Origin of the sequence: Micromonospora sp. NBC_01655 (assembly GCF_026339755.1) — a bacterium.
Lineage (GTDB): Bacteria > Actinomycetota > Actinomycetes > Mycobacteriales > Micromonosporaceae > Micromonospora.
In genome coordinates, this window is sequence record NZ_JAPEQF010000001.1 from 2,129,945 (window position 1) to 2,151,243 (window position 21,299).

Sequence of the window (21,299 nt, forward strand, 5' to 3'; positions counted from 1 at the left end):
ACGGGGGGAGACCCACCTTGTCCACTCACCACAGTCACCTGCGGGTCGGGATGGTCGGCTACGCGTTCATGGGCGCCGCGCACTCACAGGCGTGGCGCACCGTGAACCGCGTGTACGACCTGCCGGCACGGGTCCGGATGTCGCTGGTCTGCGGTCGGGACACCGCGAAGGTGGCCGACGCCGCCGACCGGCTCGGCTGGGAGGCGCACACCACGGACTGGCGGCGCCTCGTCGAGTCCGACGAGATCGACGTGGTCGACATCTGCACACCGGGCGACAGCCACGCCGAGATCGCGCTCGCCGCGCTGGCCGCCGGCAAGCACGTGCTCTGCGAGAAGCCGCTGGCCAACACGGTGGCCGAGGCCCGGGCGATGGCCGCCGCCGCGGCCACCGCGCGGGCGTCGGGGGTACGGTCCATGTGCGGGTTCAACTACCGCCGGGTCCCCGCCGTGGCCATGATGCGGCGGCTGATCGCCGAGGGCCGGCTCGGCACCATCCGGCACGTCCGGGCGGCGTACCTCCAGGACTGGATCGTGGACCCGCAGTTTCCGCTGGTCTGGCGGTTGCAGCGGGACAGGGCGGGCTCCGGCGCGCTGGGCGACATCGGCGCGCACATCATCGACCTGACCCAGTTCGTCACCGGGCAGCGGATCACCGGCGTCAGCGCGGTCACCGAGACGTTCGTCAAGGAGCGCCCGCTGCCGGCGGAGTCGAGCGGCCTGGCGGCCCAGGCCGCCGGCAACGGGGCGGTCGACGGCCACGGCCCGGCCACCGGCACGGTGACCGTGGACGACGCGGCGGTCTTCGTCGCCCGGCTCGACGGCGGGGCGCTGGCCACGTACGAGGCGAGCCGGTTCGCCACCGGGCGCAAGAACGCGCTCCGAGTGGAGATCAACGGCTCGCTCGGCACCCTGGCCTTCGACCTGGAACGCCTCAACGAGCTGGAGTTCTACGACGCCACGCGGCCGGCGGCCGAACAGGGCTTCACCCGCATCCTGATGACGGAGGAGGACCACCCGTACATGTCGGCGTGGTGGCCGCCCGGCCACATCATCGGCTACGAGCACTCCTTCACCCACCAGATGCGGGACTTCGTCGAGGCGGTCGCCACCGGCGCCGACCCGGCGCCCTCGTTCACCGACGGGTTGCAGGTCCAGCTCGTGCTGGACGCGGTGACCCGCTCGGCGGAGCTGGACTCCACGTGGACCGACGTGGAGCCGACCCTGGAGGCGGTGCCCGCCTGAGCCCGGGTCGGCGGAGGCGGCCCCCGGGTCGCCGCCGCCGACCGCACCGGCGGCAACCGTGCGCCGGTGGAGGAACCGCGGTGGCGGCGCGTGCCGTCGCCACCGCCCGAGAGGCTTTCCGGACCGACCGGCGAGGGACCCGCCGCGGTTGCGCCCCGCGGCGGGGACGAGGTCGGCTCCGGAGGGCGTGCGACGACGGGCTGCGTCCCGCCGCCGCACGAGAGCAGGACGGTCGTCCGGTGCGGCCGGACCGGGATTCCCCGGCCGCGCCGGAGGGCCGCGTACCACGGATGCGGGGGAGGCAGGGACGGGACGCCGACCGGCCCTGCCTGCCAGCCCCGTCCGTCCCGTCCGTCCCGGGGACCGTCCGGTGGCGTCGTCGCCGCCTTCGTCGCCGGACGCGCCCTCGGGCGGGCGGCCGGGCGGGGCGCGCCCCGCACCGAAGTCAATCTCTGGTCGGAGCACTGCTCGGCCGGTACTCCTGATCGGGAAGGAGCACCATGCGTACGGGTGTCTGGCTGGTGGGCGCGCGAGGTTCGGTCGCGACCACCAGCATCGTCGGGGCGCTCGCCCTGCGGGCCGGGCTGACCGGCCCGACCGGCTGCGTCACCGAGCTGCCCGAGCTGCGGGGCCCCGCCCTGCCGTCCTTCACCGACCTGTTCCTCGCCGGCCACGACGTGGTCACCACCCCGCTGGCGAAGCGGGCCGAGGCGTTGGCCGACACCGGCGTACTACCCGCCCGGCTGGCCGCCGCGCTCGGCGAGGAACTGGCCGCCGTCGACGGCGAGGTGCGCCCCGCGCCGACCGGCGGGAGCCAGGCCGACCGGGTGGCCGCCGTCGTCGCCGACCTCACCAGCTTCCGCGACCGGCGCCGGCTCGACCGGGTGGTGGTGGTCAACGTGTCCGCCACCGAACCGGTCGCCCGCCCGCACCCCGCGCACGCCGACCCGGACGCCCTGGCCGCCGCGCTCGCCGGCCCCGACGAGGTGCTGCCGCCCAGCTCGCTGTACGCGTACGCGGCGTTCACCGCGGGCTGCCCGTACGTGGACTTCACCCCGTCGACGGGGGCCCGGCTGCCGGCCCTGGCAGCGCTGGCCGCCCGGCACGCCCTGCCGTACGCCGGGCACGACGGCAAGACCGGGGAGACCCTGCTCAAGTCCGTGCTCGCCCCGATGTTCGCGATGCGGCACCTCGCCGTGCGCTCCTGGTCCGGGGTGAACCTGCTCGGCGGCGGCGACGGCGCCACGCTGGCCGAACCGGACGCCAACGCCGCCAAGGTGGCCAGCAAGCAGCGGGTCCTCGGCGAGACCCTCGGCTACGTCCCGCAGGGCAACACCCGCATCGAGTACGTCGAGGAACTGGGCGACTTCAAGACCGCCTGGGACCTGGTCACCTTCGCCGGCTTCCTCGGCACCGGCATGCGGATGGAGTTCACCTGGCACGGCTGCGACTCGGCGCTGGCCGCCCCGCTCGTGCTCGACCTGGCCCGGATCACCGCCGCCGCGCACGCCGCCGGCCGGCACGGGCCCCTGACCGACCTCGCGTTCTTCTTCAAGGACCCGCTCGACGCGCCCACCCACGCGCTCGCCGAGCAGTGGGCCCGGCTGACCGGCTTCGTCGCCGCGCTGCACGCCGACGCCGCCCGGCGGACCGGCGGTGCGGCGTGACCAGCATCGCCGATCTGGCCGAGCTGGTCCGCGCCCCGGCCGGGCTCTCCGTGCCGGGCGACGTGCTGGCCGGCGCGGCGGCGGCCGGGGTGCTCGGCCGGCGTACGCCCGGCCTGGCCGCCGCGTCGGTGCTGCTGTACTGGGCCGGGATGGCCGCGAACGACTGGGCCGACCGGCGGCTCGACGCCGTCGAGCGCCCGGAGCGGCCGATCCCCAGCGGCCGGATCAGCCCGCCGGCCGCGCTCGGCCTCGCCACCGGCCTCACCGCCGCCGGGGTGGCCCTCGCGACCGCCGCGGGCGGCCGGCGTGCCGCCGCTGTCGCCGTCCCGCTCGCCGTCGCCGTCTGGGGGTACGACCTCGCGGCGAAGAACACCGCCGCCGGCCCGGCCGTGATGGCCGCCTGCCGGGGGCTGGACGTGCTGCTCGGCGCGACCGGCGGCCGGCTGTCCCGGGCCGTCCCGGCGGCGGTCACCGTGGCCGCGCACACCTGGACGGTCACCGCGCTGTCCCGCCGCGAGGTCAGCGGGACGGACCGCCGGCTGCCGCAGGCGACCCTCGCCGGGACCGCCCTGGTCGCCGCCGCCGCGGTCGGCCCCCGCCCGGCCGCCGCCCCGGTGGCCCTCGCCGCCGGCTACCTCGCCCGGTACGGCGGAGCCCAGGCCCGGGTGCTGTCCGACCCGTCGGCCGGCCGGGTCCGGGCCGCCGTCGGCGCCGGCATCACCGGCCTGCCCGCGTTGCAGGGCGCGCTGACCGCCCGGGCCGGCGCGGGCCTGCTCGGGCTCGCGGTGGCCGCCGCCGCCCCGCTGGCCGGGCGGCTCGCCCGGTGGGTGTCCCCGACATGACCGGGCGGACAGCCGGGCTCCGGTTCGGGTACGGGACGAACGGCTTCGCCAACCACCGGCTCGACGACGCGCTGGCCGTCCTCGCCGACCTGGGCTACCACGGGGTGGCCCTCACCCTGGACCACGACCACCTCGACCCGTTCGCCCCCGACCTGGCCCGGCGGACCGCCGCCGTGCGCCGCCGGCTCGAAACGCTCGGCCTCGCCGTGGTGGTCGAGACGGGGGCCCGGTACCTGCTCGACCCGTGGCACAAGCACGCCCCCACTCTGTTGCACGACGAACCCGCCCGCCGGGTCGAGTTCCTGTGCCGGGCGGTCGCGGTCGGCGCGGACCTGGGCGCCGAGGCGGTCTCGTTCTGGGCCGGGGTGCGCCCCGACGACGTCCCGCCGGCCGTCGCCTGGGACCGCCTCGTGGCGGGCTGCGCCACGGTCTGCGCGGCGGCGGACGCGGCCGGCGTGCCGCTCGGCTTCGAGCCGGAGCCCGGCATGCTGGTCGAGGACATCGCGGGCTGGCGGCGGCTGCGCGCCGCGCTCGGCGGGCCGGCGTCGTTCGGCCTCACCCTCGACATCGGGCACTGCCGGTGCCTGGAGGCGGCCGACGTGCCCGACTGCGTCCGGTCGGTCGGCGAGCACCTGGTCAACGTGCAGATCGACGACATGCGCCGGGGCGTGCACGAGCACCTGGAGTTCGGCGCGGGCGAGATCGACTTCCCGCCGGTGCTCGGGGCGCTCGCCGAGGTCGGCTACCGGGGACTGGTCGCCGTGGAGCTACCCCGGCACTCGCACGCCGCCCCGCAGGTGGCCGCCCGGTCCCTGGACTTCCTCCGCGCCGCCGCGCCGGCTGGGCGCCATCCCAGCACCGCGCCGGCCGGGCGCCATCCCAGCACCGCGCCGGCGGGCCCGGCGGACCACCCCGGCGGTGGCTGAGCACGTCCGCACCAGCTCGGAAGGGAGAGCGGGATGACACCCGAACGACTACGCGCCGCGCTGCGGGGGGTACCCGACCCGGAGTGGCTGGACGCGGCGCGGGAGCGCGTCGCGGCCGAGCCGGCCACGATCGGGCGCTGGTTCGCCGCCGCGGCCCGGCGCTGCGGCCGGGGGCCGCTGTCCGACCTGCCCGGTTGGACCGCCGACGAGGCGGCCCGGGCGCTGCTGCTGGCCGCGCTCCCCGCCGACCACGCCAGCCACGCGGCCGACCTGTACCGGCACGGCGACGCCGCCGAGAAGCGCGCGGTGCTGCGGGCCCTGCCGCTGCTGCCGGTCGGCGCGGCCGGGGCGCCGCTGCTGCACGACGCGATCCGTACCAACGACACCCGGCTGCTGGCCGCCGCGCTCGGCCCGTACGCCCGGCACCTCGACCCGGCCGCCTGGCGGCAGGCGGTGCTCAAGTGCGTCTTCACCGGCGTGCCGCTGGCCCTGGTGCACGACCTCGACGCCCGGGCCGACGGGGAGCTGGCCGCCATGCTCGGCGGGCTGGCCGCCGAGCGGCGGGCCGCCGGCCGCGACGTCCCCGCCGACGCCGCCGCCCTGCTCGACCGGCTCGCCGCCAGCACGCCCGGTGGCCCGAGCCCCACCGCCCGACCCGACGCCACGGAGGCGTGACATGCGCATCTTCGACCCGCACATCCACATGACCTCGCGCACCACCGACGACTACGAGCGGATGGCCGCCGCCGGGGTGCGGGCGGTGGTGGAGCCGGCGTTCTGGCTGGGCCAGCCGCGCACCAGCCCGGACAGCTTCGCCGACTACTTCGACTCGATCATCGGCTGGGAGCCGTTCCGGGCCGGGCAGTTCGGCGTCCGGCACCACGCCACCATCGCGCTGAACCCGAAGGAGGCCAACGACCCGCGCTGCCGGCCCGTGCTCGACCTGCTGCCCCGGTACCTGGAGAAGGACCAGGTCGTCGCGGTCGGCGAGATCGGGTACGACTCGATGACGCCGGAGGAGGACGAGGCGTTCGCCGCCCAGCTCGCCCTGGCCGTCGCCCACGACCTGCCGGCCATGGTGCACACCCCGCACCGGGACAAGGTCCGGGGCGTGGAACGCAGCCTCGCCGTGGTCGCCGAGTCCGGCATCGACCCCGGCCGGGTGGTGCTCGACCACCTCAACGAGGTGACCGTCGGGCTGGTCCGGGACACCGGCTGCTGGCTGGGCTTCTCCATCTACCCGGACACCAAGATGTCCCCGCCCCGGATGGTCGAGCTGCTGCGGCTGCACGGCACCGAGCGGATGCTGGTGAACTCGGCGGCCGACTGGGGCCGCTCGGACCCGCTGCTCACCCGGGCCACCGGCGAGGCGATGCTGCTCGCCGGCTTCACCGACGACGACGTCGACCGGGTGCTGTGGCGCAACCCGGCCGAGTTCTACGGCCAGTCGGGCCGGCTGGACCTCACCGGCCTGGACCCCGCCGACGGACCGCCCGAGGGCGGGGGCGGCACGTTCGCCGGCAACTCGATCCTGCGCGGCGGAAGCTGATGCGGCTGCGACACGGCGGCGGCGACACCGTCCACCTCGGCTACTGCACCAACGTGCACCCCGCCGAGGACCTTGCCGGCGTCCTCGGTCAACTGGACACCTACGCCGTTCCGGTACGCCGCGCCCTCGGCGGCGACCTGCTCGGGCTCGGGCTGTGGCTGGCCGCCCCGGTGGCCGCCGAGCTCGCCGCCGACGAGGCCCTGCGCCGCCGGCTGCGCGCCGAGCTGACCGCGCGCGGGCTGGAGGTGGTGACGCTCAACGGCTTCCCGTACTCGGCCTTCCAGGCCCCGGTGGTCAAGCACGCCGTCTACCACCCGGACTGGACCAGCCCGCGGCGGCTCGCGTACACCCTGGACCTGGCCCGGGTGCTGGCCGACCTGCTGCCCGAGGACGCGGCCCGGGGATCGGTGTCCACCCTGCCGCTGGCCTGGCGGACCCCGTGGGACGCCGACCGGTCCGCCGCGGCGCGGCGGCAGCTCGACGCGCTGGCCGCCGGCCTCGCCGCGGTCGAGCGGGACACCGGCCGGCCGATCCGGATCGGGTTCGAGCCGGAGCCGGGCTGCGTGGTGGAGTCCACCGGACAGGCCGCCGCCCTGCTCGCCGGGACGGACCCGGACCGGCTCGGGATCTGCCTGGACCTGGCCCACCTGGCCTGCGCCTGGGAGGAGCCGGCCGCCGCCCTGGCCCGGCTCGCCGCCGCCGGCCTGCCGGTGGTGAAGGTGCAGGTCTCCGCCGCGATCGAGGCCCCGGCCGGGGAGACGGAGGCGCTGCACCGCTGGGTTGAGCCGCGCTTCCTGCACCAGACCCGGGGCGCGGGCTGCGCGCACGCCGCCGACCCGGCCGACCCCGGGCACGCCGCCGACGACCTCGACGCGGCCCTGGCCGCCCGGCTGCCCGGCCCGTGGCGGGTGCACTACCACGTGCCGCTGCACGCCCCGCCCGAGCCGCCGCTGGCCGCCACCGTGCCGGTGCTGCGGGCCGCGCTGGCCGCGCTGTTCGCCGGGCCGGTCGCCGGCTGCGACCACCTCGACGTGGAGACGTACACCTGGGGGGTGCTGCCGCGGGCGCGGCGCCCGCGCGACGCCGCGGAGCTGGCCACCGGGATCGCCGCCGAGCTGGCCTTCGCCCGCGACGAGCTGGTCGCCGTGGGCCTCGCGCCGGCGGACGCGCCGGCCGCCACGGCGGTGCGGCCGTGAGCCATCGACACCGCGCCGCCGTGCCGCACGGCGGTGCCGAAACCAAGGGAGGTACCGGCGTGAGCGAGCGTCAGCGAGTGAGTCATCGGCCCGGCGCGGTGCCGGCATGAGCAGGCGGCTGGTGGTGCTGGACGTGGTGGGGCTGACCCCGCGCCTGCTGGAGCACATGCCCCGGCTGCGGTCGGTGGCCGACGGCGGGTTCACCGCCACGCTGGGCACGGTGCTGCCGGCGGTCACCTGCGCGGTGCAGTCCACCTTCCTCACCGGCGAGCCCCCGGCCGGGCACGGGATCGTCGGCAACGGCTGGTACTTCCGAGACCTCGGCGAGGTGTTCCTCTGGCGGCAGCACAACGCCCTGGTCGGCGGGGAGAAGCTGTGGCAGGCCGCCCGCCGGGCCGAGCCCGGCTACACCGTGGCCAACGTCTGCTGGTGGTACGCCATGGGCGCGGACGTGGACTGGACGGTCACCCCCCGCCCGGTCTACCACGCCGACGGCCGCAAGGAGCCCGACTGCTACACGGACCCGCCGGAGCTGCACGACACCCTCACCGCCAAGCTGGGCACGTTCCCGCTGTTCACCTACTGGGGGCCGGGGGCCGGGCTGCCCTCGTCGGCCTGGATCTGCAAGGCGGCGGAGGAGATCCTTGCCGACCACGCCCCGGACCTGACCCTGGTCTACGTCCCCCACCTGGACTACGACCTGCAACGGTTCGGGCCGTCCTCGCCACGGGCCGCCGCCGCGGCGGCCGAGCTGGACGAGGTGCTCGGCCCGCTGATCGACGCCGCCCGGGCCCGGGACGCCACGGTCGTGGCGCTGTCCGAGTACGGCATCACCGACGTGGCCCGCCCGGTGGACGTCAACCGGCTGCTGCGCGCCGAGGGGATGCTGCGGGTGCACACCCAGGAGGGCATGGAGTACCTGGACCCGTGGACGTCCCGGGCGTTCGCCGTCGCCGACCACCAGGTGGCGCACGTCTACGTCCGGGACCCGGCCGACGTGCCGGCGGTGGCGAAGCTCTGCGCCGGGCTGCCCGGGGTGGCCGAGGTGCTGGACGCCGACGGCCAGGCCGCGTACGGGCTGGCCCACCCGCGCTCCGGCGAGCTGGTGCTGGTGGCCGATCCGGACGCCTGGTTCACCTACTACTACTGGCTCGACGACGCCCGCGCCCCGGACTTCGCCCGCCTCGTGGAGATCCACCGCAAGCCCGGGTACGACCCGGCGGAGCTGTTCTTCGACCCGGCCGCGCCCGGCGCGGCGAAGCGGCGGGCCGGCGTCGCCCTGGCCCGCAAGAAGCTGGGCATGCGGTACCTGATGAGCGTCGTCGGGCTGGACGCCGGGGCGCGGGCGGTGCGCGGCTCGCACGGGCGGCTGCCGGCCGACCCGGCGGACGCCCCGGTGCTGCTCTGCTCCGACCCGGGCCCGGCCCGGGACGCGGTGGCCGCCACCGAGGTCAAGTCGCTGCTGCTGGAGCTGGCCGGGCTGTCGCAGCCGGAGTGACCAAGGAGGACACATGACGGTGACGGTCGCCCCCACCGACGCGAGCGGCCTGCGAACCCGGGTCGATGCCGAGCTGGCCGCGTTCCTCGACCGGCAGGCCCCGCAGTGGCCGGACGGCGCGCCCCGGGGCGTCTTCACGGCCCTGCACCGGTTCGTGCTGGCCGGCGGCAAGCGGCTGCGCCCGCAGTTCTGCTACTGGGGCTGGCGGGGCGCCGACGGCGACGACGCCGGCGGCGACGGTACCCCGATCGTGGTCGCCTCGGCGGCCCTGGAGCTGTTCCACGCGTTCGCGCTGATCCACGACGACATCCTGGACCGCAGCGACCAGCGCCGGGGCGCGCCCTCGGTGCACCGGCTCTTCGCCGAGCTGCATGCCCGCTCCGCCTGGCGGGGCGACCCGGAGGCGTACGGGCGCAACACCGCCCTGCTCTGCGGTGACCTCTGCGCGGCCTGGTCGGACCAGATGTTCCACGAGTGCGGGCTGCACCGGGACCAGGTGCTCCGGGGGTACGCGGTGTTCGCGCTGATGCGTACCGAGGTGATCGCGGGGGAGTACCTGGACCTGGTCTCCGGGGTGGGCGACGGCTCGGTGGCCAGCGCGCTGACCGTGATCCGGCTGAAGGCCGCCCGGTACACGGTGACCCGGCCGTTGCAGATCGGCGCGGCGCTGGCCGGCGCCGGGCCGGAGCTGCTCGCCGCGCTGGCCGAGTTCGGCGACCCGCTCGGCGACGCCTTCCAGCTCCGCGACGACGTGCTGGGCGTCTTCGGCGACCCGACGGTCACCGGCAAGTCCGTCCTGGACGACCTGCGCGAGGGCAAGCCGACGGTGATGATGGCGCTGGCCCGGGCGGCGGCGGACCGGGCGCAGACCGTCCGGCTGCGGGAGTTGTTCGGCAACCCCGACCTGGACGACGACGGCGCCGCCGAGCTGCGGTCGATCATCGACGCCACCGGGGCCCGGGAGGAGATCGAGCGGATGATCCGGGTCCGGGTGGAGGCGGCCCTGCGCGCCCTGGCCGACGCCCCGCTCACCCCGCCGGCCCGGGAGGCGCTCACCGCGCTGAGCGCCCATTCCGTCGCCCGCGCCCACTGAGTCCACCCGGGACTTTTGCCAGAACGAGCAAAAGTTGAGGTTGGGTGGTCAGAAGGTATGGACACCAGCAATTCATGGATATTAATGTCTGAGGCATCACGAAGGTGTTTCGTCGAGGTGAACCGGCGGCGCGGTGACCCATCGACTGGTGACCCCCGGGCACGCACCCGTCCCGCCCGGAGGCCGCGGCGGTCGGGCAGGCACCCGACGGCCCGAGCGCATCCCCCCGCTACGGCATCCGGCGCGACGGCGCGCGCCCCGCCCTGGCAGTCAGACGTCAGGAAGGGACTGCACAACGATGTCCATCAAGGACGCTCCCACCCGCCACCCCCGACGGTGGCCCACCGCCGCCGCGGCGCTGCTGCTGGTCGTGGCCGCCGGCGCCGTCGGCCTCGGCGCCGGACCGGCCGCCCTCGGCGGCCCCACCCCGGCCGCCGCGCACGTGATCACCGGCAGCGACTTCCAACAGGTCGAGCTGGCCCGGGGCGTCGCGGAGACCGGCGAGCCGATGTCCCTGGCCGTGCTGCCGGACCGGTCGGTCCTGCACACCGCCCGCAACGGCACGCTGCGCCGCACCGACGCCGCCGGCACCACCACGGTCGTCGGCACCGTGGCCGTCTACAGCCACGACGAGGAGGGGTTGCAGGGCGTCGGGGTCGACCCGAACTTCGCCACCAACCGGCACATCTACCTCTACTACGCGCCGCCGCTGACCACCCCCGCCGGGGACGCCCCCGCCACCGGCACCGACTTCTCCGCCTGGCAGGGCGTCAACCGGCTGTCCCGGTTCACCTTGAACGCCGACTTCACCGTCAACCAGGCCAGCAAGGTCGACGTGCTGGACGTCCCGGCCGACCGGGGCCTGTGCTGCCACGTCGGCGGGGACATCGACTTCGACGCCGCCGGCAACCTGTACCTGTCCACCGGCGACGACACCAACCCGTTCGACTCCGCCGGGTACGCCCCGATCGACGAGCGGACCAACCGCAACCCCGGGTACGACGCGCAGCGCAGCGCCGGCAACACCAACGACCTGCGCGGCAAGATCCTACGTATCAAGGTCAACGCGAACGGGTCGTACTCGATCCCCGCCGGCAACCTGTTCGCGCCCGGCACCGCGAAGACCCGCCCGGAGATCTACGCGATGGGCTTCCGCAACCCGTTCCGGATCAGCGTGGACAGGGCCACCGGGATCGTCTACGTCGGCGACTACGGGCCGGACGCCGGCACCACCAGCGCCACCCGGGGCCCCAGCGGGCAGGTCGAGTTCAACCGGGTCGCCGGGCCCGGCAACTACGGCTGGCCGTACTGCACCGGCACCAACACCGCCAGCGAGACGTACAACGAGTGGGACTTCGCCACCGGCACCGGCGGCGCCAAGTACGACTGCGCGGGCGGGCCGACCAACAACTCGTTCCGCAACACCGGCCTCGGCAAGCTGCCGGCCGCGAAGCCGGCCTGGATCCGGTACGCCGGTGACGCCGGCACCCCGCCCGAGTTCGGCGGCGGCTCCGAGTCCCCGATGGGCGGCCCGGTCTACCGGTACGACGCCGCCTCCATCTCGACGACGAAGTTCCCGCAGTCCTTCGACGGACAGTTCTTCGCCACCGAGTTCGGCCGCGGCTGGATCAAGCCGATCCACGTCAACGCCGACGGCTCGCCCGGCACCATCGACGCCTTCCCGTGGACCGGCAAGCAGGTGATGGACTCGGCCTTCGGCCCGGACGGCGCGTACTACGTGCTCGACTACGGCACCGGCTACTTCAACGGCGACGCCAACTCCGCGCTCTACCGCTTCGACTACATCGCCAGCGGCAACCGGGCCCCGACCGCCCGGGCGAGCGCGGACCGGACGTCCGGGGCGGCCCCGCTGGCCGTGAACTTCTCCTCGGCCGGGTCGACGGACCCCGACGGCGGGGCGCTGACCTACGCGTGGGCGTTCGGCGACGGCACCACCTCCACCGGCGCCAACCCGGCCAAGACGTACACCGCGAACGGCACGTACACCGCCACGCTCACCGTGCGCGACCCGCAGGGGGCCACCGGCAGCGCCAGCGTCACCATCACCGTGGGCAACACGGCACCGACCGTGACCGTGAACAGCCCCGGCAACGGCCGGCTCTTCTCCTTCGGCGACACCGTGCCGTTCAGCATCACCGTCACCGACCCCGAGGACGGCACGATCGACTGCGCCAAGGTCAAGATGACCTACGTGCTCGGCCACGACCAGCACGGCCACCAGATCACCTCGGCGAACGGCTGCTCCGGCTCGATCGCCATCCCGGTCGACGGCGAGCACGACGACGCGGCGAACATCTTCGCCATCTTCGACGCCGAGTACACCGACCGGGGCGGGCTGACCACGCACACCCAGCACACCCTCCAGCCCCGGCACCGGCAGGCCGAGCACTTCAAGACCTCGTCCGGCATCGCCACCTTCGACAAGGGCACCGCCGAGGGCGGCAAGACCGTCGGCAACATCGAGAACGGGGACTGGATCGCGTTCCAGCCGTACCAGCTCGGGAACGTGACCTCGTTCAGTGCCCGGGTCTCCTCGGCCGGGGCGGGCGGCACCCTCCAGGTGCGGGCCGGCTCGGCCACCGGGACGGTCCTCGGCTCGGCCGCCGTGCCGGTCACCGGGGCGTGGGACGCGTTCACCACGGTCACCGGGGCGGTCTCCGGCGCGCCCGCCGGCACCACCACCCTGTACCTCACCTTCGCCGGCGGGGCCGGGGCGCTCTACGACGTGGACGCGTTCACCCTGGACACCGCCGCCACCACCCGGACCGGCCCGGTCCGGGGCCTGGGACGCCGAACGGGACGGTGCGGGCGTTGGGCAAGTGTCTGGACGTGTCGGGGGCGGGTACCGCGGATGGTACGAAGATCCAGCTCTGGGTGTGTAACGGTACGGGTGCGCAGAGTTGGTCGGCGCAGGCGGACGGGACGTTGCGTAATGCGGGGTCGGGCAAGTGTCTGGACGTCTCCGGTAACAACTCCGCCGACGGCACTCCGGTGCACCTGTGGACCTGCCTGGGCGCCGCCAACCAGAAGTGGACCCTGCCCTAGGCGCGAGGAAGGACCCCCTGCCGACGGATCCCGTCGCGCAGGGGGCCCGGTCGACCCCACCCCCCCGCAGCGCGAAGCCCCAGGAGAGCGACATGCGCAGACTCCTCCGTCCCGTCCTCGGCGCGGCCACCACGGTCCTCGCCGTCATCGCCTGCACCACCCCGGCCACCCCCGCGTCGGCCGCCGACGCCCCCTACGACGTGCTGGTCTTCTCCAAGACCGCCGGCTTCCGGCACGACTCCATCGCGGTCGGCACCCAGGCCGTCCGCGACCTCGGCGCGGCCAACAACTTCACCGTCACCGCCACCGAGGACGCCGCGGCGTTCAGCACCGCCAACCTGGCGAGGTACGAGGCGGTGATCTTCCTCAACACCACCGGCGACGTGCTCGGCCCGACCCAGCAGGCCGCCTTCGAGTCGTACATCGGCTCCGGCGGCGGATTCGTCGGCGTGCACGCCGCCGCCGACACCGAGTACGACTGGCCGTTCTACGGCAACCTGGTCGGCGCCTGGTTCGCCTCCCACCCGGCCATCCAGCAGGCCACCGTCAAGGTGGAGGACCGGGCGCACGCCGCCACCGCCGCGCTTCCGCAGTCCTGGCCGCGCACCGACGAGTGGTACAACTACCGCACCAACGCCCGCTCCACCGCGCACGTGCTGGCGACCCTCGACGAGTCGTCGTACTCCGGCGGATCGATGGGCGGCGACCACCCGCACGCCTGGTGCAAGACGTACAACGGCGGGCGGGCCTTCTACACCGGCGGCGGGCACACCCAGTCGTCGTACGCCGAGCCGGCGTTCCGCTCCCACCTGCTCGGCGGCATCCGGTACGCGGCCGGCCGGGCGAAGGCCGACTGCCGGCCCGAGACCGGCTACAGCACCCTCTACAACGGCTCCACCGCCGGCTGGTCCCAGGCCGGGCCGGGCAGCTTCACCAACGCCGACGCCACCCTCACCTCCGTCGGGGGGATGGGCCTGTACTGGTACAGCGCCAAGCAGTTCACCAACTACTCGCTCAAGCTGGACTGGAAGCTGGCCGGGGACGACAACTCCGGCGTGTTCATCGGCTTCCCGCCGTCGACCGACCCGAACTCCGCCGTGAACAACGGCTACGAGGTGCAGATCGACGCCACCGACGCCGCCGACCGCACCACCGGCGCCGTCTACACCTTCAAGTCCGCCGACCTGGCCGCCCGGGACGCCGCGCTCAACCCGCCGGGGGAGTGGAACACCTACGAGCTGTTGGTCGAGGGGGAGCGGCTCCAGGTCCTGCTCAACGGAGTGAAGATCAACGACTTCACCAACACCGATCCGGCCCGCTCGCTCGCCGGCCACGTCGGCATCCAGAACCACGGCACCGGCGACGACGCCGCGTTCCGCAACATCCGGATCAGGGAACTGGGCGGCCCGCCGGCCGGGAACACCACCATCCAGGCCGAGGCGTACAGCGCCGCCAGCGGCGTCAGCGCGTACCCCAAGGCCGGGGCCAACGGCGGCCAGACCCTGGGGTACGTCGACCCGGGCGACTGGGCCGGCTACCACGGCCTGGACCTGACCGGGGTGACCTCGGCGCGGGCCCGGGTGGTCTCCGGCGGCCCCGGCGGGACCATCCAGTTCCGCACCGGCTCGGCCACCGGCCCCGTGCTGGGGCAGGTGGCGGTGCCCAACACCGGGGGCTGGACGACGTACGCCGACGTCAGCGCCCCGCTGACCGGGGTGCCGGCCGGCAGCCAGAACCTGTACCTCACCTTCGCCGGCACCGGGACGGGCCTGTTCGACGTCGACGACGTCACCCTGGTCCGGTCGTCGACCCCGACGAACGGCACCGGCCCGGTCCGGGGTCTGGGTGGCAAGTGTCTCGACGTGCGTAACGGTGCGAGTGCCGACGGTACCCAGGTCCAGGTCTACACGTGTAACGGCAGTGCCGCCCAGACGTGGGCGGTGACGCCGAACGGGACGGTGCGGGCGTTGGGCAAGTGTCTGGACGTGTCGGGGGCGGGTACCGCGGATGGTACGAAGATCCAGCTCTGGGTGTGTAACGGTACGGGTGCGCAGAGTTGGTCGGCGCAGGCGGACGGGACGTTGCGTAATGCGGGGTCGGGCAAGTGTCTGGACGTCTCCGGCAACAGCTCCGCCGACGGCACTCCGGTGCACCTGTGGACCTGCCTGGGCGCCGCCAACCAGAGGTGGATCCTGCCGTGACCGCGGTGGGCGGGGGCGGCCGGCGGTAGCCGCCGCCACCCGCCCGCCGCGATGCCGCCGGGCAGGAAGGGGCTCCGGTCGACGTTGTGCCGGGGCCCCTTCCTTACCGGTCGGGGCGGCCCTAGAGTGGGGGCGGCGACCGTACGCGGTGGCCGGTGACCCGGCGGGAGGCGCAACCCGCTGGGCCCAGGCGCTCCTTCGCGCCCACCGGCGCCCCGCCACGTCCGCCACGCACCGGCCCGGCCGGTCGCCCTCGCCCCGGTCCCGCACGCGGAATCCCCCATCACCTAGGGGAGTAGGACAATGGCGCGACCCATCACGCTCTTCACCGGCCAGTGGGCCGATCTTCCGTTCGACGAGGTCTGCCGGCTCGCCTCCGAGTGGGGCTACGACGGGCTGGAGATCGCCTGCTGGGGGGACCACTTCGAGGTCGACAGGGCGCTCGCCGACGACTCGTACGTCGACCGGAAGCGGGAGACCCTGGCGAAGCACAACCTGAAGGTCTTCGCCATCTCCAACCACCTGGTCGGCCAGGCCGTCTGCGACCACCCGATCGACGAGCGGCACCAGGACATCGTGCCCGCCCGGATCTGGGGCGACGGCGAGCCCGAGGGGGTCCGCCAGCGGGCCGCCGAGGAGATCAAGGACACCGCCCGGGCGGCGGCGAAGCTGGGCGTGGACACCGTCGTCGGGTTCACCGGCTCGTCGATCTGGCACACCCTGGCGATGTTCCCGCCGGTGCCGCCGGCCATGATCGAGCGCGGCTACCAGGACTTCGCCGACCGGTGGAACCCGATCCTCGACGTCTTCGACGAGGTGGGGGTCCGGTTCGCCCACGAGGTCCACCCCAGCGAGATCGCGTACGACTACTGGACGACCAAGCGGGCCCTGGAGGCGATCGGGCACCGGCCCGCGTTCGGGCTGAACTGGGACCCGTCGCACTTCGTCTGGCAGGAGCTGGATCCGGTGAACTTCATCCTCGACTTCGCCGACCGGATCTACCACGTCGACTGCAAGGACGCGAAGGTGCGCACCGGCGACGGCCGGCGCGGCCGGCTCGCCTCCCACCTGCCCTGGGCGGACCTGCGCCGAGGCTGGGACTTCGTCTCCACCGGCCACGGCGACGTGCCGTGGGAGGACTGCTTCCGCGCGCTCAACGCCATCGGGTACGCCGGCCCCCTCTCCATCGAGTGGGAGGACGCCGGGATGGACCGCCTCGTCGGGGCACCCGAGGCGCTCCAGTTCGTCCGCAGGCTGGCCTTCGACGCCCCGACCGCCGCGTTCGACGCGGCGTTCAGCAGCAGCCGGGACTGAGCCGTCCACGCGTCGGCCGGGCCCGTGCCCGGCCGACGCGGCGTGGCGTCACGGGGCGGCGAAGACGTTGTCGCTGATCAGCCGGGCCGCGCCCACCATGGCGGCGGAGTCGTCCAGGTCGGACAGGACGATCGGCAGGCTGCCGGTGGCCAGCGGGGGCGACCGGCGATACACCACCGAGCGGATCTCGGCGAGCATGGTCGGCCCGACGCCCGACGCCGCCCCGCCGATGATCACGATGCCCGGGTTGACGAAGTTGACCAGCCCGACCAGGACACGGCCGAGCCGGCGGGCGGCGTCGCGGATCAGGGCCTGCGCGGCGGCGTCCCCCGCCACGGCCGCCTTCCCCACGTCGGCCACGGTCAGCGTGCCGGTCCCGGCCGACCGGGCGGCCAGCGCCGCCGAGCGTCCGGCCCCGACCGCCGCCAGCGCCTCCCGGACCAGGGCGTCGTCCGAGCAGTACGCCTCCAGGCAGCCGTTCTCGCCGCACGCGCAGCGCGGCCCGTCGTCGGCCAGCCGCAGGTGGCCGATGGCGCCCGCGCCGCTGGTGGCGCCCCGGTGCAGCGTCCCGCCGAGCACCAGGCCGCAGCCGATGGCGGTGCCCAGCTTGAGGTAGAGGAAGTCGTCGAAGGCGCGGCCGGTGCCGGTTTGCTGCTCGCCGAGGGCCAGCACGTTCGCGTCGTTGTCGACCAGCACCGGGCAGCCCAGCTCGGCGGCGAGCGCGTCGCGGACGCCGTACCCGTGCCAGCCGGGCAGGGCCGGCGGGGAGACCGGCGCGCCCTCGCGGAAGGCGACCGGGGCCGGCAGCGCCACACCCACCCCGGTCAGCGGGCCGACCCCCAGTTCGGCGCGGAGCTTGCCGAGCAGGTCCAGCGCCCGGGCGAGGGTGGGCTCGGGCCCGAGCCGAACGTCGACCGGCTCCCGGCGCCGGGCCAGGACGTTGAGCTCGCCGTCGGTCAGCGCGACGTCGACCTGCGCGGGGCCGACGGCGATGCCGGCGAAGCGGACCCGGGCGGCGACGCGCAGCAGCGAGGAGCGGCGGCCGCCCCGGGACGCGGCCGGGCCGGCGGTCTCCACCAGCCCCTGGGCGACCAGGCGGCCGACCTCGGCGACGAGCCGGGTCCGGGACAGGCCCACCGCATCGCCCAGCTCGACCCGGGACCGGGGGCCGTCGTCGCGGAGTAATCGGAGCAGCCGCGCCTGGTCCGGATTCTCCGGGCCGACACACGTCATCGTGACCACCTCCCTCCCGCAGATCCTCCCTCCTCGTCCGCCCGGCCGCGGCCCGCCGGGGCGGTAGCGAGTGGAAGGTCACCCCCGGCCCGGGGTGGGCCCGGCCGCCGGTGCTCCCGCATCCCGCGACAGCAGACGGGCCGGTCACCCGAAGGCGACCGGCCCGTCGTCGTACGGTCGGTCAGGGCGTGCTGCCGTTGGTCCCCGTGCCCGAGGGCTTGGGGCGGGCAGCGGTGCTCGGGGTCGGCGCCGTCGAGCCGGTGCCGGACGGGCTGTTGCCCGCCTTGGCGCCGACCGTGGCCGGCGTGCCGGCGAACGGCTTGTCGGCGGCGGTCAGCCCCTGCGTGCCGGTGCCGTTGGTGCCCAGCTTCTCGCCCAGCTTGGACTGGCTGAGCTTGTCCTTGCCCTCGCTGTAGAGCCGGTTGGCCTGGGCCTGCGCGACCCCGGCCGCCTCCTGGACGGTCGGGTGGTCGAGCACCTTGCGGCCCCGGACGACGAGCTCCTCGTACTTCTCCCGGCCGGCACGGGCGCCCAGGACGAATCCCGCAGCCAGCCCGCCAAGAAACATGATCTTTCCGCGCATGGCGGCTCCTTCCGTACCTGACGCGCCGTCGCCTCCTCGGGGCGGACCCCGCGGCGGCGACCGTCTCGCGCCTGCATCCTCTGTCGGCAGCTAACTACCCATCCTCCTCCGCGCTCAAGCCTGGTTGTGCCGGGATGGCGAACTGTCTGTTTGTGGCCGCCGCCCGCCGCCCTCCGGGCGAGTCGGCCCGGGGTGGTAACCCCCTGGACCAAACCCCCCTGGAATCCTGTACTCTTGTGCCGTCGCCGGGCACCGGAGAGGTCCGGGCCAGGGCGACAAGCGATCCCCCGTAGCTCAATTGGCAGAGCAGCCGGCTGTTAACCGGCAGGTTTTTGGTTCGAGTCCAAACGGGGGAGCCAATCTCCACCCATGCCCGTCGCCCACCGACGGGCATCTCTACTTCCCCCCACCCCCCACCCCAGTGCGGTGATCAAGGGGTTTGCGTCGGGCGGGCGCCGAAACCAGACGTAAACCTCTTGATCATCGGCGGGAGGGTGGGCGGTTTCGGCCCGCCTCGGCGGTACGGCCGGCAGGATGGTGGGGTCGGCCTCCGTGGGTCGACGTCAAGGGGTGGTGGGTGGATGGCCGGGAGGCGGGCCGGCACGGCCACGCTGATCGCGGTGCTGGTCGTGATCGGGTGGCTCGTGGTGGGCGGCGTCGCCGGGCCGTACGCCGGGAAGTTGGGGGACGTCGCCACCAACGACAACGCCTCCTTCCTGCCCGCCGACGCCGAGGCGACCCGGGCCCAGGACCTCGCCGCCGGCTTCGTCGACCGGCAGACCACCCCGGCGTTGGTCGTCTACGAGCGCACCTCCGGCATCACCGAGGCCGACCGGCAGCGGGCCGCCGCCGACGCCGCCCGGTTCGCCCAGGTACGCGGCGTCGTCGCGCCGATCCCGCCGCCCGTCCCCAGCCAGGACGGCCAGGCCCTCCAGGTGGTCGTGCCGATCGACGAAGCCGAGGGCGAGCAGATCGGGCAGGTGGTCGACGAGCTGCGCGCCGTCGCCGGCGCCGACCGGGACGGCCTCACCGTGGACGTCGCCGGCCCCGCCGGCCTGCTCGCCGACCTGATCGAGGTCTTCTCCGCCATCGACGGGCCGCTGCTGCTGGTCACCCTCGTCGTGGTGCTGGTCATCCTGCTGATCGTCTACCGCAGCCCGGTGCTGTGGGTCTTCCCGCTGCTCGCCGCCGGGATGTCGTACTCGCTGGCCGCGGTCTTCGTCTACCTGCTCGCCGACCACGATGTGATCAAGCTGAACGGGCAGGCCCAGGGCATCCTCACCGTGCTCGTCTTCGGCGCCGGCACCGACTACGCCCTGCTGCTGATCGCCCGGTACCGGGAGGAACTGCACCGGCACGACCGCCCCTGGGCCGCGATGCGCACCGCCTGGAAGGGCGCCGCCCCGGCCATCATCGCCTCCGGCGGCACCGTCATCGTCAGCCTGCTCTGCCTCCTGCTGTCCAGTCTCAACTCCAACCGGGCGCTCGGCCCGGTCGCCGCCGTCGGCATCGCCGCCACCCTGCTGGTCATGCTCACCTTCCTGCCCGCCCTGCTGGTGCTCGGCGGGCGCTGGGCGTTCTGGCCCCGTCGCCCCCCGGCCGACCGGGCGGACCCGCAGGCCGAGCACGGCGTCTGGGCCCGGGTCGCCGGCTTCGTGGCCCGCCGGGCCCGGGTGGTCTGGCTGGCCACCGCCGCCGTCCTGGCCCTGTTGACCATCGGCCTCACCCAGCTCGGGGTCACCACCCTCGGCCAGACCGACCTGTTCACCAACCGCACGGAATCGGTCGCCGGCCAGGAGGCCGTCGCCCGGCACTACCCGGCCGGCACGGGCAGCCCCGCCACCATCTTCACCAGCGAGGAGACCGCCCAGCGGGTCGCCCAGGTGGCCCAGGGGGTGCCCGGCGTCGCCGCCGTCCGCCCGGTCACCCGGCGCGACCAGGCCGGGCCGCCCGATCCGAACGCCCCGCCGAAGGTGGTCGACGGCCGGGTCCAGCTGGAGGCCACCCTCGCCGACCCGCCGGACAGCAAACGCGCCGACCGGACGATCCGTGACCTGCGGGCGGCCGTGCACGCAGTGCCCGGATCCGGGTCGGTGGTCGGCGGCTTCACCGCGATCAACGTGGACACCTCCGACGCGTCCGCCCGGGACCGGAACGTGATCATCCCGGTGGTGCTGCTGGTGATCGCGGTCATCCTGGCCCTGCTGCTGCGCGCCCTGCTCGCCCCCGTGCTGCTCATCGCGACCGTGGTGCTGTCGTTCCTCGCCACGCTCGGGCTCTGTGCGCTGATCTTCCGGCACCTGCTCCACTTCCCCGGGGTGGACCAGTCGTTCCCGCTGTTCGCGTTCGTCTTCCTGGTCGCCCTCGGCATCGACTACAACATCTTCCTGATGAGCCGGGTCCGCGAGGAGTCGGTGAAGCGGGGCACCCGGCCCGGCGTGCTCGCCGGCCTCGCCGTCACCGGCGGCGTGATCACCTCCGCCGGCATCGTGCTCGCCGCGGCGTTCTCCGCGCTCGCCGTGCTGCCGTTGGTCGTCCTCGTCGAGCTGGGCGTCGCCGTCGCCGTCGGGGTGCTGCTCGACACCATCGTCGTCCGCTCGCTGCTGGTGCCCGCCCTGTCGTACGACATCGGGCCGGGAATCTGGTGGCCCAGCCGGCTGGGCCGCGCGAACCGGCAGGCGCGCCATGCCCGCTGAGACCGTCGTCGTCGCCGGCGGTGGCCTGGCCGGGCTGGCCGCGGCCCGGCGGCTGCACCACGCCGGGGACCACCGGGACCGCCTTCTTGTCCAGGATGCGCTGGCCAGCGGGTGGCGCACTCCGGGGCGGTTCCCGCCGAGCTGCGCGCCCGGGGCTGAGCCCTTCGTGGGGGCTGCGTGCTGTTATCCTC

General features: G+C 74.7%; 14 protein-coding genes, 1 tRNA gene and 1 pseudogene. 14 read left to right on the forward strand and 2 right to left on the reverse strand.

What is annotated here, in order from left to right:
• Positions 1 to 17: 17 nt before the first annotated feature.
• The 12 genes and pseudogenes from OOK41_RS10210 to OOK41_RS10265 all read left to right on the forward strand — a co-directional run bounded on the left by OOK41_RS10210 (position 18) and on the right by OOK41_RS10265 (position 16,596).
• On the forward strand, positions 18 to 1,244 hold the full coding sequence (locus tag OOK41_RS10210; RefSeq protein ID WP_117671510.1) for a Gfo/Idh/MocA family protein: 1,227 nt from the start codon (positions 18 to 20) through the stop codon (positions 1,242 to 1,244).
• Between the two features lie 500 nt (positions 1,245 to 1,744).
• Positions 1,745 to 2,911: an inositol-3-phosphate synthase gene (locus tag OOK41_RS10215; RefSeq protein WP_117671508.1), complete on the forward strand. Its 1,167-nt coding sequence runs from the start codon at positions 1,745 to 1,747 to the stop codon at positions 2,909 to 2,911.
• Positions 2,908 to 3,753 carry an SCO3242 family prenyltransferase gene (locus OOK41_RS10220; RefSeq protein WP_117671506.1) on the forward strand — a complete coding sequence of 282 codons (846 nt, stop codon included), beginning with the start codon at positions 2,908 to 2,910 and terminating at the stop codon, positions 3,751 to 3,753. The genes OOK41_RS10215 and OOK41_RS10220 overlap by 4 nt, the downstream gene beginning before the upstream one ends.
• Positions 3,750 to 4,679, forward strand: coding sequence for a sugar phosphate isomerase/epimerase (locus OOK41_RS10225; RefSeq protein ID WP_266264171.1), 930 nt, complete (start codon positions 3,750 to 3,752; stop codon positions 4,677 to 4,679). Before OOK41_RS10220 ends, OOK41_RS10225 begins: the two co-directional genes overlap by 4 nt.
• 33 nt (positions 4,680 to 4,712) lie before the next feature.
• Entirely contained in the window at positions 4,713 to 5,354 is a 642-nt protein-coding gene (locus OOK41_RS10230) for an EboA domain-containing protein (protein ID WP_117671502.1), read from the forward strand.
• Between the two features lies 1 nt (position 5,355).
• Complete coding sequence (locus OOK41_RS10235) at positions 5,356 to 6,228, forward strand: TatD family hydrolase (protein ID WP_117671500.1); 873 nt, start codon at positions 5,356 to 5,358, stop codon at positions 6,226 to 6,228.
• Positions 6,228 to 7,424: a metabolite traffic protein EboE gene (eboE, locus tag OOK41_RS10240; protein WP_117671498.1), complete on the forward strand. Its 1,197-nt coding sequence runs from the start codon at positions 6,228 to 6,230 to the stop codon at positions 7,422 to 7,424. The genes OOK41_RS10235 and eboE overlap by 1 nt, the downstream gene beginning before the upstream one ends.
• A 106-nt stretch (positions 7,425 to 7,530) precedes the next feature.
• Positions 7,531 to 8,922: an alkaline phosphatase family protein gene (locus OOK41_RS10245; RefSeq protein ID WP_117671496.1), complete on the forward strand. Its 1,392-nt coding sequence runs from the start codon at positions 7,531 to 7,533 to the stop codon at positions 8,920 to 8,922.
• 13 nt (positions 8,923 to 8,935) lie between these two features.
• Positions 8,936 to 10,015: a polyprenyl synthetase family protein gene (locus tag OOK41_RS10250; RefSeq protein ID WP_117671495.1), complete on the forward strand. Its 1,080-nt coding sequence runs from the start codon at positions 8,936 to 8,938 to the stop codon at positions 10,013 to 10,015.
• 298 nt (positions 10,016 to 10,313) lie between these two features.
• Positions 10,314 to 13,081, forward strand: a pseudogene (locus tag OOK41_RS10255) (PQQ-dependent sugar dehydrogenase).
• Positions 13,082 to 13,173: 92 nt separating this feature from the next.
• Complete coding sequence (locus tag OOK41_RS10260) at positions 13,174 to 15,282, forward strand: lectin (RefSeq protein WP_266264174.1); 2,109 nt, start codon at positions 13,174 to 13,176, stop codon at positions 15,280 to 15,282.
• A 303-nt stretch (positions 15,283 to 15,585) separates the two neighbouring features.
• The gene (locus tag OOK41_RS10265; protein WP_117671467.1) at positions 15,586 to 16,596 is read left to right on the forward strand and encodes a sugar phosphate isomerase/epimerase; all 1,011 of its coding nucleotides are present in this window, start codon (positions 15,586 to 15,588) and stop codon (positions 16,594 to 16,596) included.
• 48 nt (positions 16,597 to 16,644) lie between these two features.
• Here OOK41_RS10265 and OOK41_RS10270 read toward each other — a convergent pair whose 3' ends face one another.
• Entirely contained in the window at positions 16,645 to 17,829 is a 1,185-nt protein-coding gene (locus OOK41_RS10270; RefSeq protein ID WP_266264177.1) for an ROK family transcriptional regulator, read from the reverse strand.
• A gap of 181 nt (positions 17,830 to 18,010) precedes the next feature.
• Complete coding sequence (locus OOK41_RS10275) at positions 18,011 to 18,412, reverse strand: hypothetical protein (protein ID WP_266264179.1); 402 nt, start codon at positions 18,410 to 18,412, stop codon at positions 18,011 to 18,013.
• Positions 18,413 to 18,695: 283 nt separating this feature from the next.
• On the opposite strand from OOK41_RS10275, the gene OOK41_RS10280 reads away from it, so the two are divergent.
• Together OOK41_RS10280 and OOK41_RS10285 are read left to right on the forward strand one after the other, a co-directional pair.
• Positions 18,696 to 18,771 (forward strand) — tRNA-Asn (locus OOK41_RS10280).
• Positions 18,772 to 18,993: 222 nt separating this feature from the next.
• Complete coding sequence (locus OOK41_RS10285) at positions 18,994 to 21,108, forward strand: MMPL family transporter (RefSeq protein WP_266264180.1); 2,115 nt, start codon at positions 18,994 to 18,996, stop codon at positions 21,106 to 21,108.
• Positions 21,109 to 21,299: the final 191 nt, after the last annotated feature.